The following is a 15,851-nucleotide window of genomic DNA, read 5'->3' as shown; positions in this document are numbered from 1 at the left end:
CACGGGTTGGTCGATCCATGACAGGACGCTCAGGACTTGCGCGGCACGGTTTCGCTGGTCCGCGCGGCACGCAGGAAATCGAAGTCCACGCCCTGGTCGGCCTGCGTCACCGTGGCCAGGAACAGCTTGCGATAGCCGCGCTCGGCGGTAGGCCGCACCACTTCGTGTTCGGCCGCGCGGCGGGCCAGTTCCGCGTCGTCGATCAGCAGGGAAATTTCGCGCCGCGCCACCGACAGGCGGATGCGGTCGCCGTTGCGCACGTGCGCCAGCGGGCCGCCGATGGCGGCTTCCGGCGTCACGTGCAACACGATGGTGCCAGCCGCGGTCCCGCTCATCCGGCCGTCCGAGATGCGCACCATGTCCTTCACGCCGGCACGCGCCAGCTTCCTGGGAATCGGCATATAGCCGGCCTCGGGCATGCCGGGCGCGCCGGTCGGCCCGATGCGCTTGAGCACCAGGATATCGTCGGCTTTCACGTCCAGCGCGTCGTCGTCGATGCGCAGCGCCATGTCCTCGGCATCTTCGAACACCACGGCGCGTCCTTCATGCTCCATCAGCACAGGATCGGCGGCGGATTGCTTGATGATGGCGCCGCCCGGAGCCAGGTTGCCGCGCAGCACGGCCAGGCCACCCACCGGATAGATCGGCGCGTCGAACGGGCGAATCACCTCCTGCGCGAACGGTGCGGGCGCGGCGTCGAGCTCCTCGCCCAGCGTGCGGCCCGACACCGTCAGCGTGTCCAGGTGCAGCAGCGGGCGCAGCTCGCGCAGCAGCGCGGGCATGCCGCCTGCCGCGTGGAAGTCTTCCATGTAGTGCTGGCCGGAGGGCTTCAGGTCCACCAGCACGGGGGTCTCGCGGCTCATGCGGTCCAGCCCGGCCAGGTCAATGTCGATGCCCAGGCGCCCGGCGATGGCGGTCAGGTGCACGATGCCGTTGGTGGAGCCACCGATAGCCAGCAACACGCGGATGGCGTTCTCGATCGCGCGGCCGGTGAGGATGCGGTCCGGCGTCAGGCCGCAGCGGGCCATGGCCACGGCAGTGGTGCCAGTGCGCTCGGCCACCCGCACGCGGTCGGCGGTGACCGCCGGGGCCGACGCACCGCCGGCCACCATCATGCCGAGCGCTTCGGTCAGGCAGGCCATGGTGCTGGCCGTGCCCATCACCGAGCAGGTGCCCACGCTGGCAACCAGTTGGTTATTCACGTCAGCAATCTCGGGCGCATCGATCTCCTCGGCGCGGTAGCGGCCCCAGTAGCGGCGGCAATCGGTGCAGGCGCCCACGCGCTCGCCGCGATGCGAGCCGGTGAGCATGGAGCCGGTGACCAGCTGGATCGCCGGCACGCCGGCCGAGGCCGCGCCCATCAACTGCGCGGGCACGGTCTTGTCGCAGCCTCCGATCAGCACCACGGCGTCCATGGGCTGCGCGCGGATCATTTCCTCGGTGTCCATCGACATGAGGTTGCGCAGGTACATGCTGGTAGGCGCCGAGAAGCTCTCATGCACGGAGATGGTGGGAAAGTCCACCGGCAGGCCGCCCGCCAGCATGACGCCGCGCTTGACGGCTTCCACCAGTTGCGGCGCGTTGCCGTGGCAGGGGTTGTAGCTGCTGTTGGTGTTGACGATACCGATCACCGGGCGCGACAACGCGTCGTCGGTATAGCCCGCGCCCTTGATAAAGGCCTTGCGCAGGAACAGCGAGAAGCCTTTGTCGCCATAGTTGGTCAGGCCCTTGCCCAAGCCGCTCTCGGCGTCTTGCGCTGGCTCGAAGGGGTCCTGGCCGGCCTGTGCCGAAGCGGAAGGGTCCTTGCGGGAATCGTGGGAGCCGGCCATGCACATCTCCAATAATATTATTGATAATCGAGGAAGGCATCATATCTGGCCTTGCCACTCAGCCGCAATGGAAAATTCAGCCCTGCACCTTTAATTGAAGATTCAGATCAGTCGATAGAAAACTTCTGATTCTTCTATCAAGCGACGCCCCCTACACTCTGCCGTAGCGACGAGCCGGGCGTCCCGCGCCGCACAGCCTTGCTGTGCCTTCCCATCCATACCAACCCGGCGCAGGAGATTCCCCTATGACCGGCATTCGACGCCACGCGCGAACGCGCGTTTCCGCGCCCAGGCGCCATCTGATTCTCTGCGCGCTAGCGGGCGCCATGCTGGCAGGCACAGCCGCCTTGCCTGGCCTGGCCGCTGCCGCCGACTATCCCACCAAGCCGATCCGCCTGGTCGTGCCCTACCCGCCGGGTGGCGCCACCGACGTCATCGGCCGCACCCTGGCGCAGCACCTGTCCACCGCGTTGGGCCAGCAGGTCGTGGTCGACAACCGGGCCGGCGCCGCCGGCAATATCGGCGCGGAGCTGGTCGCCAAGTCGCCGGCCGACGGCTATACCCTGCTGATGGGTGCTTTAACCAGCCACGCGATCAACGCGGCGCTGTACAAGAACCGCGTCTCCTACGACATCGAGAAGAGCTTTGCGCCGGTGGCCATCGTGGGTACGGTGCCGCTTGTGTTCGTGGTCAATCCCAGCGTCAAGGCCAACAGCCTGCCGCAGTTGATCGCGCTGGCAAAAACCACCCCTGGCGCGATCACCTTTGCCTCCGCCGGCAACGGCTCGCCCCAGCATCTGGCCGGCGAGATGTTCAAGCGCATGGCCGGCGTGGACATGCTGCACGTGCCTTACAAAGGCAGCGGCCCCGCCATGACCGACCTGATCGGCGGGCAGGTGCTCAGCATGGTCGAGACCGTGCCGGCGGCGCAGTCCTACGTGAAGGGTGGCAAGATCCGCGCGCTGGCCGTTACCACCAGCGAGCGCGTAGCGGCGCTGCCCGACGTGCCAACTGCCAATGAAGCGGGCCTGAAGGACTTCGAGGTCAACTCCATGTTCGGCATCGTGGCCCCGGCCGGCACCCCGGCACCAGTGGTGGACCGGCTCAACGCCGAGCTCAAGAAGATCCTGGCCGAGCCCGACGTGAAGGCCTCCCTGCTCAAGCAGGGCGCCATCGCCACCTGGACCACGCCAGCGCAGACCCAGGCCCGCATCAAGTCCGAGCTGGCGAAGTGGACCGCGGTGATCCGGGAAGCGGGCGTCAAGCCAGAGTAAGCCGCCCCGCAGCCGGATCCCGGAACGCAGGTTGCCCGCCCCGCCCTGATGTGACGGGGTGGGCGCCTGCCGTCGCGCGCCTTGACACCCTGACGATTGCGCCTATGATGACTAGCGCAATGCTGCGGCGCAGCAAGTGACGATTGCCACCGGCGAAATCCCTTCGGACGCGTTGCCTCGTCATGATCTATCGGAGACGCTCATGGCTACCCTATCTCACGCTGAACACGTCGAGGCGCCTCTGCCTTACCCCGTCATCGATTTTGGCCTGGCAAGCCCCTGGGCGCAGGTGGCGCAGAAGATCGGCGCGCTGAACCTGCAAACGGCAAAGACGCTTATTGCCGAAGGCACCGACTACTTGCGCGAGGCGGCCGCGCAACCGTTCAGCTTCACCACGTTCCGGCCCGAGCTGGCCGACGTGATGGCGCAGCACATTGCCGCCTACACCCACAGCCTGATCGAGATCGTGTTTGGCGCGAACGCCGATTTTTCCGACAACGTCCAACGCCATTTCGCTACGATCGGCGGCCAGGATCCGTTTCAATGGTGCCTGATGGGCCGGGATTTCCTGCCGGAGTACGGCAGCGGGCTGCCCACCATGGGCGCGGCGATGACGGGATGGGTCGCGGCCTACCTGCCAGGCGGCAAGCTGCTGCCGGAAGCAACCGTCGAAAACGCGCCGCGCAAGACTGCGCTGCTGGCGGCACCGGCCGACGTAGTGGAGGCGGTCGCGGAGCCGATTGTGGAGCCAGTCGTGGAGCCAGTCGTGGAGCCGGCCAAGCCAGCCGAATAAACCCGGCTCAGGTGACCCTTGCCGGTCACGTCCGCCAGTAGCAACTGCGGTGCCCGCCTTGAGCGGGTGGCGCGAACTGGTGTGGCGAAGTTTCAATGGCAACCGGCCTGAAGTGGGATTCCCCGGCTGCGTCGTCCTACGCGCGTAGCAAGAAAGCGCTGATCCGATGCGTCTGAATCAGCGCTTGCACAGCGCGCTTGGCTAGGTCATTGGCAGGCGGTGCCGGGCACAGGCTTGCCCGAATTGGTCATGCCCTGGCAGGCGTCGCCGACAATGGTGTCGGAATCGAAGGCGGCGTTGTTATATGGCTTGAGCCTGCCCGCTACCGTGCAGCAAAAGCGCGGCTCGCCCGGGACGGGCGTTGCCGGCGGCGCGCTCTTCGCCATGCGGGAGGACGCAGGCACCTGACTGGCGGCGGGGGTCGGCGCGGGAGCAATACGAGAGACTGGCGGCTTGGCGGGCTGGTCGACGCTCTGTTCGTCGTCATCTGGAGACACGCACTGGCCCTTCTGGCAGATCCGCTCCCCTTTGCACTGCATGTCGTATTGGCAACCCGCTGCGTATGCGTGCAGCGGCGAAGCCATCGCCAACGTGGTGGCGAACAGCAAGCCCAGCGTTCTCATGTTTCCTCCTACTCGACTGCCAGCTCGAATCGTACGAACCGCCCGCGCCGGATCGTATGTTCCGGCACTGGCGAGCGCCGGGCACCGCGCTGTTTTGCACGGGATACCCGACTCCGGCGTCAACCGCCACGTCAGCCGAAGCGATCCACCGCCACCTCTAGCATAGGCATCGGGACCCGACACAGGGAACCCCGCCATGCAAGCGTGTGAGCGCCGCACCACCAAGGGCGGCGACGACAAAAGAGCGCTGCGCGCCGTGCCCGGCCAGGGCGTGCAAACGCCCGTGTGAACCCGCTTGCGACCTGCGCCCGCACACTTCAAGTCCTTGTATGATTGCCGCTGGATTCATTGCACTACCCTGCCCCACACCATCCGACCCTTCCAGAGGCAAGTCGAATGATGTTTCGCACCGTTGAGTCAGAGTTGCTGAACAAGCCGGTGCCGGCGCCGGTGCAAGCGGAGTTTGCCCAGCATGAATTCGAGAGGCTGCAGCGCTTTTGCCTCATGACCTTCGCGGCCAGCGTGGGGATCTGGCTCGTGTTCGATCTGCTGGTCAGCTTCAAGGGAGGCCAGGGTTTCACGATCAACTCGATCCTCCACCTTGCCCTGTTGTCGGCACTGACCACGGCCGTGCCCTTCGTGCGGCGCGCGCAACAATTCCAGATCCTCAACTTTGCCTTTGTGCTGGCCTTCTGCGTGGGTGCCCGCCTGGTGCTGGACGGCACGCCGGACGACACCCGTCCGATCTGGTCCATGCTGGTGGCGGCCAGCGTGCTGTTCTGCGCCTCCACGCTGCCACTGAGCCCCAGGGCGTTTTTCGGCGTCATCGCGCTGGCCTGGGTCCTGCTCTTTCCCATGATGGCGGCGCAGGACCTGCTGGAACTCAAGGGCATCCTGGCCGTCTGCTACGCGCTCTATTTCACCGGCATCACGGTGTACACATTCATCACGCTGCGGCGCGCGAAGCTGCAGAACTTTGTCATGGCGAAGACCTTGCTGCAGCAGGCTTATGTGGACGCGCTGACTGAGATTCCCAACCGCCGGGCCTTCATGCTCAACGTTGGCAGCCTGGTGCCGCGCGCCACCGCGGAGCAAGACCACTACCTGGCGATGGTGGACATCGACGACTTCAAGACGGTCAATGACCGCTACGGCCACGACATTGGCGACGCAGTGCTCAAGCACGTGGCCGCGGGGATCAAGCTGGTGATGGGGGACTGCCAGTATGCGCGCCTGGGCGGAGAGGAATTCGGCATTTATCTCAAGGGGATGACGCGCGCCGAGGCGGAAATCCGCATCGGCATGCTGTGCCGCAGCATCCGGGATGCGCCATCGGAGCCCCCTGTGACCATCAGCATTGGCGTCACCCGCATGATCAGCGGCGACACGCTCACCAAGGCGCTCATCAAAGCCGATGAAGCGCTCTATGATTCAAAGAGGGCCGGCAAGGACAAGTACACGTTCCACCAGGAGCCCCGCCAGCCCGAAGGATCGCCATGACCCATATCAACCTGCTTTGCGCTGCCTGGCTGGCATCCGCCTGCCTTGCCGGCACGGCGCTGGCTCAGTCAAGCACCGTGGTTATCAACCAGAGCGGCATTTCTGCCTCGGGCACGTCCGGGAGCAGTGTCGTCATCGTCAATGGCCAGGTAGTGGCTTCCCATGACGCCATTAAGGGAGGCGGCCCCGAGAAGACCGAGCAGCGCATGGTTGGCGCGTTCTCCAGCGTGCAGCTCAATGCCCCGGCCGATGTGGTGTTCTCGGTTGCGCTCGCGTACTCCGTTTCCATCACCGGGCCCGCGGACATCCTGCCGCTGGTGCTCACCAGCCTGGACAACGGCAGGCTGACGATCGGCCTGAGCGCGCCAGTCGTGCTCGCGGCACCGCTCAAGGTGGCCATTACCGGGCCCTCGCTCCAGGCGGTCAGCATTCCCGGCGCCGGCACCCTGCGTGCGTCCGGCCTGCACGAAGCATCCATCGACCTGCGCCTGTCCGGTTCCGGCTCAATCGTTGCCGAGGGTACCGTGGGCAGCGTGCGCGCCGCGATCTCCGGCTCCGGCGAGGTGGATGCCAGCGCCTTGCGCGCGCAGAGGCTTGACGCGCAGGTCAGCGGCTCGGGCCGCATCCTCGGCTACGCGTCGGATGCGGCCAGCGTGGCGCTGACGGGCTCTGGCGACATCATCGTTGCCGGCAAGCCGCACCAGCGCGCCGTCAGCCGGACCGGTTCCGGCCAGGTATCTTTCGAATAGCCAGCCGCGCCGGACCTACCAGGCGGCCAGCCCGTCCACCGCCTGCTGGGTGATGGCAACGCCATGCCGTACCGTGGCGTCGCGCCACGGCTGGGCCACCGGGATGAAGGCGTCGAGCATGTCGGCACGCAAGTGCGCATAACGCGCCGTGCCACGCTCGGCCTTGAACCGCAGCCACTGGTCCAGCCGCAGGGCATGGCCCATATTGGCGCCCCGGGTACCGAACTCGACCACCGCCCCCACCAGCGGCCGCCCACCAAGGAAGCGCTCGATGCCGTGAAACACCAGGCCGGTGTAAGCGGGACGCGCCAGGCCATGCGGACGCACGCCAAGCACGCGTTGCTCGCCCCACCAGCTGGCCGCGCGGGCCTGCTGCTCGCTGCCGTCCGGGTTGAAGCACAGGAAGAACGGCTCGCCGTACTCGCCGATGCCGGTATGCCAGTCGATCAGCCCGATCCGCTCGGCGCTCGCCAGGTGCTCCCGCACGATCGCCTCCAGCGTCAGGTTTGACCACTCCCGGTGGTGGCCACCAAACACCAGGCCATCCGGATGGCTGTACTGCCCACGAGCGCGCGTGTCGAACAGGGCATCGGCACCGTGCGTGGCCCCGTAGGCGCGCGCCGCTGCATCCGCGGCGGCAATGCTATCCCAGCTCCATGCCTGCGGGATCAGGTCGGCGTGCAGTTCCGCATAGCCGGGGTTGGCCGGCACCGGCTGCGTCGCATCGAACAAGTGAGCGGCAAAGTTGCGGTTCAGGTCGACATTGTTCTCGGTGGTGCGGGTGCCATGCGCAAAACCGTAGGGGTTCAGCCCGTGCACCAGCAGCACGCCCAGGCCTGCCGGCAACCGGCTGGCCGGCCCGCTCGCCAGCCACGCTACCTGGGCCGCCGAGCCGGCGTAGCCTTCCTGCCCGTGGGTGCCGCTGATCAGCACCAGCTGGCGCGGCGCGCGCGCGTCGCCAAGGTGCGCGACGTCAATGGCCAGCGGCTCGCCGGCCGGGCCGGTTGCATGGGGGTGCGGGTAGACGCTGAGCGCAGCGCCCACGGCATCGGCCGCCGCGCGGAACTTGTCGCGGGCGCCGGTGTAGTCCAGCGCGTAGAAATCCGTGAAATCCATCGGGATACCGTCCGCGCTTATTCAGTAAAGGCAAGGGTGACGCCCGCCGCCTCGGCAGGCGGCACCACCAGCATGCCGTCAATCTCCTCGACGCCGCGGATCTCGCCTGCCGCCAGTGCGGCGCGCGCTGTTGCCAGCGCTGTGGTGCGCAGCACCAGCGCCACCATGCGGTCGCGGCCATCAATCAGCGGTGGCACGCTCGCGCCGAAGCGCCGCGCCGCCGCCTCCGGCGTCAGCACCACCACCGACGCACCGCCGGCGCGCAGCAGCTCGCCATGCGCACCCCTGCCCACGTGCTCGGCGCCGAACAAGCGCGACAGCAGGCCGATGGTGCGCGCCGGGTCCGCGGCCGCGATCACGTATTGCGCCACGCCGGTCACGCCGTTGGGATGGGCCTGCCAGTGCCCGCGCCAGACCAGTTCCGGCGTGAAGTGGTGGCAGAAGTAGAGGCGCCCGTTTGGCACCAGGTGCGCGGCCAGCCGCACCGTGCGAAAGCGCGCTTCGCCGGTGGCGCCGGGCAGCTCGACCGGGCGCGTGAACTCACGCGGCGGCCCTTCCACTTCCAGCCCGCGCGCCAGGATCTCCCGGTGCAGGCCGGTGGAGTCGGCGCTCTTGAAGACGAGCCCGGTCAGGCCAGCCGGCTCGGCCAGCAAGTCCGCGCGGCCGGTCACCGCCTTGCCTGCTTCGAAGCCGAGCAGCTCCAGGTAATCCGTATCGAAGATCGCGAGGTGGTTGCTGGACCCGAGCGAATGATGGCCGCGCGGCGTCAGTTGGAAACCCAGGCGGCGATAGCGGCTGGCGGCGTCGTCCAGGCCTTCGTGGACATTGACGACGACATGGTCGAGCAGCGGGATCAGGTTTGGCATGAGAGGGGTTCCGTTGGAATAACCGAGCGATGGGCGAGCGTACGCGAGCACGGCGCGATCCCCAACTGCGCGTTTCGTCTTTGCATATGCGCGCCGCGCCCGCCCGCCGGCTGCGCAGCGCGCCGCGCAGCCAACGTCTTTGCATAGACGAAAAGCGCGTTTCCCTCGCGCAGCGGCGCCCCCTACACTCGCTGGCTGTCCAGCCTTCGTGCTCCCTGCTTCCTGCATTCCTTCGGTTATTGTGGAACCCCTGCCATGTCCCTGACGCGACGCGACTTCCTGATTCAATCCGGTGCCCTTGCCGCTGGCGCCTCCCTCCCGGGCACGCTGCTGGCACAGGCTGCCGACACGCCGCGCAAGGGCGGCGTGCTGACGGTCCTGCTGGGCGGCGAGCAGCGCATCCTCAACCCCGCGCTGCGCGCGTCCACTGGCGTCTACGTGGTGTCCAGCAAGATCATCGAGTCGCTGGTGGACTTGGACGCCAGCGGCAAGCCCGCTCCCGTGCTGGCCACCAGTTGGAGCAGCTCACCGGACGGTAAGACCATCACCTTCAAGCTGCGCGAGGGCGTGACCTGGCATGACGGCAAGCCCTTCACCTCGGCCGACGTGCAGTACAACGCGATGGCGCTGTGGAAGAAGCACCTGAACTACGGCACCGCGCTGCACCTGTACCTCGATGCCGTCGATACGCCCAACGCACAGACCGCGGTATTCCGCTATTCGCGCCCGATGCCGATCGAGCTGCTGCTGCGCGCGCTGTGCGACCTTGGCTACGTGGTGCCGCGCCACAAGTTCGAAGGCACCAACGTGCTGGAGAACCCCGCCAACACCGCGCCGATTGGCACGGGGCCGTTTCGCTTCACCCAGTACGAACGGGGCCAGTTCGTGATCGCCGAGCGCAATGCCGCATATTGGCGCAAGACCGCGCCGTACCTGGACCGCGTGGTGTGGCGCATCATCACCGACAAGTCCGCCGCGGCTGCCGCGCTCGAAACCGGCGAGGCGCAGCTGACCACCTATTCGCATGTCGGCCTGGCGGATCTTGAGCGATTCAAGAAGGATGGGCGCTTCAAGGTGTCCACCAAGGGGCTGGAGGCCAACTCCTACAACAACACGCTGGAGTTCAACGTGCGCCGCAAGGAGCTGTCGGACGTGCGCGTGCGCCGCGCCATCGCGCACGCTATCGATGTCGACTTCTTCATCAAGAACTTCCTGTACGGCACCGCCAAGCCGGCCACCGGCCCGATTCCCTCAACCTCGTCGTTCTATCCGGGCGGCAAGCAGCCCTACCCGTTCGACCGCAAGCGCGCCGAAGCCCTGCTCGACGAAGCCGGCTTCAAGCGTGGCGCCGACGGCAACCGCTTCACGCTCAAGCTGGTGCCGATCCAGAACGGCGAGGACGTGCCACTGTTCGCCACTTACGTGCAGCAGTCGCTGGCGCAGGTGGGCATCAAGGTCACCGTGCAGCAACTCGACATCGCCGGTGCGTTGTCGACCGTGTACCGCGACTGGAATTTCGACCTTGCCACCGGCTGGCACCAGTACCGCGGCGACCCCGCTGTCTCGACTACCGTCTGGTACCGCTCCGGCAGCCCCAAGGGCGCGCCCTGGACCAACCAGTACGGCTGGCAGTCCGCCAAGGTCGACAAGCTGATCGACGACGCCGGCTCGGAGATCAACCCGGCCAAGCGCAAGGCGCTCTATGCCGAGTGGGTCAAGGAGGTCAACGACGAGCTGCCGGTCTGGATGGTGACCGAGCGCGAGTTCTACTCGATCACCAGCAAGCGCGTGCACAACGACCACAACACGCCGCGCTGGCCGTCCAGCAGCTGGTACGACACCTGGCTGTCGGCCTGAGCCGGCCATGCGCATCTTGTCACTTGCCCTGCGCAGGCTGGCAGCCAGCCTGCCCTCGCTGCTGCTGATCCTGTGCGGCCTGTTCCTGCTGCTGCAATTCGCCCCGGGAGACACCGTCGATGCCCTGGTCGCCGAAATGGGGGGAGCGGATGCCGCCGTCATCGGCCAGCTGCGGCAGTTCTACGGGCTCGACGCCTCCACCACGGTGCAGCTTGGCCGCTACCTGTGGCGTCTGGTGCATCTGGACCTGGGCTACTCCGCCATCTATGGCAAACCGGTGGCCACCGTCATCCTGGAGCGCCTGCCCGTCACGCTGCTGCTGATGGGCTGCGCGCAGGTGCTGGCCGCCGTGTGCGGCATTGCGCTGGGCGTGGCTGCGGCGCATCGGGTGGATCGCTGGCCGGATACGCTGGTGTCCATGCTCGGGCTGGTGTTCTATGCCACGCCGTCGTTCTGGTTCGGGCTGATGGGCATCGTGGTGTTCGCCATCCACCTGGGGTGGCTGCCGCCCGGTGGCTACCAGGACGTCGCCGCGGGTTACACGGGCCTGGCACGCCTGGCCGACATCGCCTGGCACCTGGTGCTGCCCACCGTGACCCTGGCGCTGATCTACCTGGCTATCTACCTGCGCATCATGCGCGCGTCGATGCTGGAGGTGCTCACGCTGGACTTCGTGCGCAGCGCGCGCGCCAAGGGCCTGTCCGAGTATGCCGTGCTGGTGCGCCATGTGCTGCGCAACGCGCTGCTGCCGCTGCTCACGCTGGCCGGGCTGCAGTTCGGCACCATGCTGGGGGGCTCGGTGGTGATCGAAAGCGTGTTCGCGCTGCCGGGGCTGGGCCGGCTGGCCTATGACTCGGTGGTCCAGCGCGACCTGAACACCCTGCTCGGCATCGTCTTCGTCAGCGCGCTGCTGGTGATCGCCATCAATTTCATCGTCGACATGCTGTATGCGCTGCTCGACCCCCGCATCCTTCACGAACGCAAGGCATGAAGCTGCTCCGACGTTACCTGCGCAACCCGGCCGCGGCGTTCGGCCTGCTGGTGTTGCTGGCGGTCATTGCCATGGCGGCCTGCGCCTCGGCCGTGTTTCCCGCCGATCCCCTTTCCCTTGCCGGCCGCCCGTTGCAATGGCCGCTGGAGGATCCGCATTTCTGGCTAGGCACCGACCAGACCGGGCGCGACATCGCCGCCCAGATCTTTCACGGCGCGCGCGTCTCGTTGCTGATCGGCTTCGTGGCCACGCTGATTGCTGTGTCCATCGGCATCCTGACCGGCGCGTTCGCGGGCTACTACGGCGGCTGGGCCGACAACCTGCTGATGCGGCTGACCGAAGGCTTCCAGACGCTGCCCAGCTTCTTGCTGCTGCTGGTGCTGGTGTCGGTGTTCGGCTCCGGCATCACCACTGTGACGCTGGCCATCGGGGTGGTGTCCTGGCCTGCCACCGCGCGGCTGACGCGCGCCGAGTTCCTGACCCTGCGCAACCGCGACTTCGTCCACTCCTGCCGCGCGCTGGGCGTGCGCGACCTGCAGATCATCTTTCGCGAGATCCTGCCTAACGCGCTGCCGCCGGTGGTGGTGTACGCCAGCGTGGTGATGGCGCTGGCCATCCTGCTGGAAAGCGCGCTGGCCTTTCTCAACCTGTCGGACCCGAACGTGGCCTCATGGGGCAACCTGATCGGAGGCGGGCGCAGCGTGCTGCGTTCGCAGTGGTATGTCTCGGCCATTCCCGGCGTCGCCATCCTGCTCACCGTGCTGGCTGTATCGCTGGTGGGACAGGGCCTGAACGACGCACTCAACCCCAGGCTGAAACGCGCATGAGCGGACCGTTGCCCTTCCTTCTCAGTATCGACGCGCTCAGCGTCGCCTTGCCCGCCGGCGCCGACCGCCCGCTCGCGCTGGATGGCGTCTCGCTGGCGCTGGCGCCGGGCGAAATCCTGTGCGTGGTTGGCGAAAGCGGCTCCGGCAAGTCCATGACCGCCGGCGCCGTGCTTGGGCTGCTGCCCGATGGCGTGCGCCGCAGCGCCGGGCGCATCCTGTTTGAAGGCCGCGAGCTGACGGCGCTGTCCGAGGCGGATCTGCGGCGCATACGCGGCGCCCGCATCGGCATGATCTTCCAGGAACCGATGACGGCGCTCAATCCGCTACGCACCATCGGCGACCAGATCGGCGAGGTGTTCCGCACCCATACCCGGTTGCCCAAGGCGGAAGTCGCGCGCAAGGTGCGCAGCCTGCTGGAAGACGTGCAGATCCCGCAGCCGCTTGCCGCCGCTGGCGCCTATCCGCATGAGCTGTCCGGCGGGCAGCGCCAGCGCGCCATGATTGCCATGGCGCTGGCGCTCGAGCCCAGCTTGCTGATTGCCGATGAGCCCACCACCGCGCTCGACGTCACCACCCAGGCCCAGATCCTGCGGCTGATCCGCGAATTGCAGCAACGCAAGGGCACGGCGGTGCTGTTCATCACACACGACTTCGGCGTGGTGGCGGAGATTGCCGACCGCATCGCGGTCATGCGCCAAGGCGAGGTGGTGGAGACCGGGCCGGCCGCCGAGATCCTGGCGCGGCCGCAACATCCCTACACCCAAGCGCTTCTGGCCGCCGTGCCCGCGCTGGAGCCACCGCCGCCGCGCGTGCAGACGGGTGACACGCTGCTCGCCATCGACGGCATCGGCAAAACCTACCGCGGCGGCGGCTGGCTCGGCCGGGGACGGCGCCAGGTGCAGGCGCTCGACCAGGTATCGCTCGCGCTGCCGCGCGGCGGCGCGCTTGGCATCGTGGGCGAGAGCGGCTCCGGCAAGAGCACGCTTGCGCGTTGCCTCGTGGGCCTGCTCGACCCGGATCGCGGCAGCCTGCGGCTCGATGGCGCCGATCTGCTGGCCAGCGGCTCGGGCCAGCGCCGGCAGCGCGCCCGGCGCATCCAGATGGTGTTCCAGGACCCGTTTGGCTCGCTCAACCCGCGCCGCCGCGTGGGCGAGCTGGTCGCGCAGGGGCCGCTGATCCACGGAGAACATCCGCTGCGGGCACGCCTTCGCGCCGCCGAGCTGTTCGAACTGGTAGGGCTGGATCCCAGCGCGCTCGACCGTTATCCGCACGAGTTCTCCGGCGGCCAGCGCCAGCGCATCGGCCTGGCCCGGGCGCTGGCCCTGTCGCCCGACGTGCTGGTGGCGGACGAGCCGGTGTCCGCGCTGGATGTCTCCGTGCAGGCACAGGTGCTGGCGCTGCTTGACGAACTGCGCGCGCGCACCGGCTTGTCGCTGATCCTGATCACGCACGATTTGCGCGTGGCGGCCCAGGTCTGCGACCGGGTGGCGGTCATGAAGGACGGGCGCGTGGTGGAAGAAGCGGATACCGCCACGCTGTTCGGCGCGCCCCGCCATCCGTACACGCAGGCCTTGCTGGCAGCCGTGCCGGGCAGGCGGGCGGTGGGCCGGGCAAGCGCAGCGGTGAGCGAGCGCAGCGTGCGCTGAGGCTTGTTGAGCGCCTCGCCGCCCTCGACATGCGCGTGCGCGCAACAATTTCCCGCGGCAACGCTTGTTGACGTTGCAGTGCAAGAATGGCAGCATTCCCGGCTTCGGTGGGCTGCCCACCTGCCCAACCACTCGCCCGCCGCCAACGCGGGCTTCGGAGTATTCAAGTCATGCGCGTTGCATTTATCGGCCTGGGTGTCATGGGCTATCACATGGCGGGCCATCTGGCCGCCAAGGGCCATCAGGTCACCGTCTACAACCGCACGGCTGCCAAAGCCGAGCAGTGGGTCGCCGCGTTCGGCGGCAAGTCGGCCGCCACGCCGGCGCTGGCCGCGCAAGACGCCGAAGTGGTCTGCTCCTGCGTGGGCAACGACGATGACCTGCGCTCGGTCCTCACTGGCAAGGACGGCGCCTACAGCAACGCACCGGCAGGCTGCGTGTTCGTGGACCACACCACCGCCAGCGCCAATGTGGCGCGCGAATTGTATGCCGCGGCTAATGAGCAGGGCCTGCACTTTGTCGACGCGCCCGTCTCGGGCGGCGAAGTCGGCGCGCAAAAGGGCATCCTGACCATCATGTGCGGCGCCGACGAGGCCGTGTTCGGTCGCGTCGAGGCAGTGCTGGGCGCCTATGGGCGCGCCGTCACCCGCATTGGTGGCTCCGGCGCGGGCCAGCTGGCCAAGATGGTCAACCAGATCTGCATCGCCGGCCTGCTGCAGGGCCTGTCCGAAGCCATCGCCTTTGGCGAGCGCGCGGGACTGGACATGAAGGTAGTGCTGGATGTGATCAGCAAGGGCGCCGCCGGCTCCTGGCAGTTGGAAAACCGCGGCCCCACCATGATCGAAGACAAGTTCGATTTCGGCTTCGCGGTGGACTGGATGCGCAAGGATCTGGGCCTGTGCCTGGACGAGGCGCGCCGCAACGGCGCCAGCCTGCCGGTCACCGCCGTGGTAGACCAGTTCTACGCCGACCTGCAGCAAGACGGCTGCGGCCGTGCCGATACCTCCTCGCTGATCAAGCGCCTGCGTTGATCCTGCGCTGACCGAATGGCTGCCGGGCACGTGTGCTGCCCGCGCCGCCGGCCGTTCTGCCGCCCTTTTCCCAGTTGCCCCCTTTCCTGACGCCGCGCTCGCGGCGTCATCCAATTCCTACATCCGTATCAGAGGCCATCCCGCTGGGCCGGACTGCGTGCCCGGCTATCTTGTAAGCATGGCAGGCGCGCCCGTTAGCGCCGTCAGCAGCATCATTCACGTAGGAGACCACTATGTTGAGACTGGCAAGCGCGCTCATCGCGAGCGCAGCGCTTCTGTTCGGATTGAACGGTTGTACCGCTACCGGCGCCGTGGCTGGCGGTGTGGCGGGTCATGAACTGTCGCACGGCAGCACCGCGGGCACCATCGGCGGTGCGGTGGCAGGCGGCGTCATCGGTCACGAACTGGGCAAGTAAACAACAGTTAACAACAGTTAACAACGAGATCAGCGACGACCCAGAATGCGAACCAAAACACGAACGAGATAGCGCGCGCCTCGCGCTGATCCACCCGTCAAGGAGCCAATCATGGCCATCGGTACGATCCTGCTTATCCTTCTTATCCTGCTGCTGGTCGGCGCACTGCCCACGTGGCCGTACAGCACGGGATGGGGCTACTACCCCAGCGGCGGCCTAGGCCTGGTCGTGCTGATCGTCGTGATCCTGGTGGTCATGGGCCGGCTGTAGCGCAAGCTGACTTCCTAAGATAAAAAAACGCGCCGCATCTTCATGCGGCGCGTGTTTTTTATT

15 protein-coding genes are annotated in these 15,851 nt (G+C 67.2%); 11 read left to right on the top strand and 4 right to left on the bottom strand.

What is annotated here, in order from left to right; genetic code table 11:
• Window positions 1-29 precede the first annotated feature (29 nt).
• Window positions 30-1,829, bottom strand: a complete 1,800-nt coding sequence (locus tag AC1RQC_RS13685) for an IlvD/Edd family dehydratase (RefSeq protein WP_492373648.1) — start codon at window positions 1,827-1,829, stop codon at window positions 30-32.
• A 245-nt stretch (window positions 1,830-2,074) separates the two neighbouring features.
• Between AC1RQC_RS13685 and AC1RQC_RS13680 the strand changes: the two genes are divergently transcribed.
• Window positions 2,075-3,103 (top strand): Bug family tripartite tricarboxylate transporter substrate binding protein, encoded by a 1,029-nt coding sequence (locus AC1RQC_RS13680; protein WP_492373649.1) that lies wholly within the window; start codon window positions 2,075-2,077, stop codon window positions 3,101-3,103.
• A gap of 202 nt (window positions 3,104-3,305) precedes the next feature.
• A complete protein-coding gene (locus AC1RQC_RS13675) occupies window positions 3,306-3,896 on the top strand; it encodes a phasin family protein (RefSeq protein ID WP_492373650.1) in 591 nt (196 codons plus the stop codon).
• Between the two features lie 206 nt (window positions 3,897-4,102).
• Here the strand turns inward: AC1RQC_RS13675 and AC1RQC_RS13670 are convergent, their stop codons facing one another.
• Window positions 4,103-4,519: a hypothetical protein gene (locus tag AC1RQC_RS13670; RefSeq protein ID WP_492373651.1), complete on the bottom strand. Its 417-nt coding sequence runs from the start codon at window positions 4,517-4,519 to the stop codon at window positions 4,103-4,105.
• A 396-nt stretch (window positions 4,520-4,915) separates the two neighbouring features.
• Here AC1RQC_RS13670 and AC1RQC_RS13665 point away from each other — a divergent pair, with 396 nt between their 5' ends.
• Both AC1RQC_RS13665 and AC1RQC_RS13660 read left to right on the top strand, forming a co-directional pair.
• Entirely contained in the window at window positions 4,916-6,019 is a 1,104-nt protein-coding gene (locus AC1RQC_RS13665) for a GGDEF domain-containing protein (protein ID WP_492373652.1), read from the top strand.
• Window positions 6,016-6,768, top strand: coding sequence for a GIN domain-containing protein (locus AC1RQC_RS13660; protein WP_492373653.1), 753 nt, complete (start codon window positions 6,016-6,018; stop codon window positions 6,766-6,768). Before AC1RQC_RS13665 ends, AC1RQC_RS13660 begins: the two co-directional genes overlap by 4 nt.
• A 15-nt stretch (window positions 6,769-6,783) precedes the next feature.
• Here AC1RQC_RS13660 and AC1RQC_RS13655 read toward each other — a convergent pair whose 3' ends face one another.
• The gene (locus AC1RQC_RS13655; protein WP_492373654.1) at window positions 6,784-7,884 is read right to left on the bottom strand and encodes a M14 family metallopeptidase; all 1,101 of its coding nucleotides are present in this window, start codon (window positions 7,882-7,884) and stop codon (window positions 6,784-6,786) included.
• A 17-nt stretch (window positions 7,885-7,901) separates the two neighbouring features.
• The gene (locus AC1RQC_RS13650) at window positions 7,902-8,750 is read right to left on the bottom strand and encodes a VOC family protein (RefSeq protein ID WP_492373655.1); all 849 of its coding nucleotides are present in this window, start codon (window positions 8,748-8,750) and stop codon (window positions 7,902-7,904) included.
• Between the two features lie 255 nt (window positions 8,751-9,005).
• Between AC1RQC_RS13650 and AC1RQC_RS13645 the strand changes: the two genes are divergently transcribed.
• The 7 genes from AC1RQC_RS13645 (at window position 9,006) to AC1RQC_RS13615 (ending at window position 15,788) form a co-directional block, all read left to right on the top strand.
• Window positions 9,006-10,607, top strand: coding sequence for an ABC transporter substrate-binding protein (locus AC1RQC_RS13645; protein ID WP_309403549.1), 1,602 nt, complete (start codon window positions 9,006-9,008; stop codon window positions 10,605-10,607).
• Window positions 10,608-10,614: 7 nt separating this feature from the next.
• Entirely contained in the window at window positions 10,615-11,598 is a 984-nt protein-coding gene (locus tag AC1RQC_RS13640) for an ABC transporter permease (protein WP_492373656.1), read from the top strand.
• Complete coding sequence (locus AC1RQC_RS13635) at window positions 11,595-12,425, top strand: ABC transporter permease (RefSeq protein ID WP_492373657.1); 831 nt, start codon at window positions 11,595-11,597, stop codon at window positions 12,423-12,425. Before AC1RQC_RS13640 ends, AC1RQC_RS13635 begins: the two co-directional genes overlap by 4 nt.
• Entirely contained in the window at window positions 12,422-14,071 is a 1,650-nt protein-coding gene (locus tag AC1RQC_RS13630; protein ID WP_492883658.1) for an ABC transporter ATP-binding protein, read from the top strand. The genes AC1RQC_RS13635 and AC1RQC_RS13630 overlap by 4 nt, the downstream gene beginning before the upstream one ends.
• 86 nt (window positions 14,072-14,157) lie before the next feature.
• Window positions 14,158-15,102 carry an NAD(P)-dependent oxidoreductase gene (locus tag AC1RQC_RS13625; protein WP_492373659.1) on the top strand — a complete coding sequence of 315 codons (945 nt, stop codon included), beginning with the start codon at window positions 14,158-14,160 and terminating at the stop codon, window positions 15,100-15,102.
• A 233-nt stretch (window positions 15,103-15,335) separates the two neighbouring features.
• On the top strand, window positions 15,336-15,518 hold the full coding sequence (locus AC1RQC_RS13620) for a glycine zipper 2TM domain-containing protein (protein WP_150986604.1): 183 nt from the start codon (window positions 15,336-15,338) through the stop codon (window positions 15,516-15,518).
• A 111-nt stretch (window positions 15,519-15,629) separates the two neighbouring features.
• On the top strand, window positions 15,630-15,788 hold the full coding sequence (locus AC1RQC_RS13615) for a DUF3309 family protein (protein ID WP_150986605.1): 159 nt from the start codon (window positions 15,630-15,632) through the stop codon (window positions 15,786-15,788).
• Window positions 15,789-15,851 lie beyond the last annotated feature (63 nt).

This window comes from Cupriavidus sp. GW822-FHT03E04 (genome assembly GCF_058801495.1).
The sequence above is the reverse complement of the archived record's forward strand: the minus strand, read 5'-3'. Positions and strand labels throughout refer to the sequence as shown.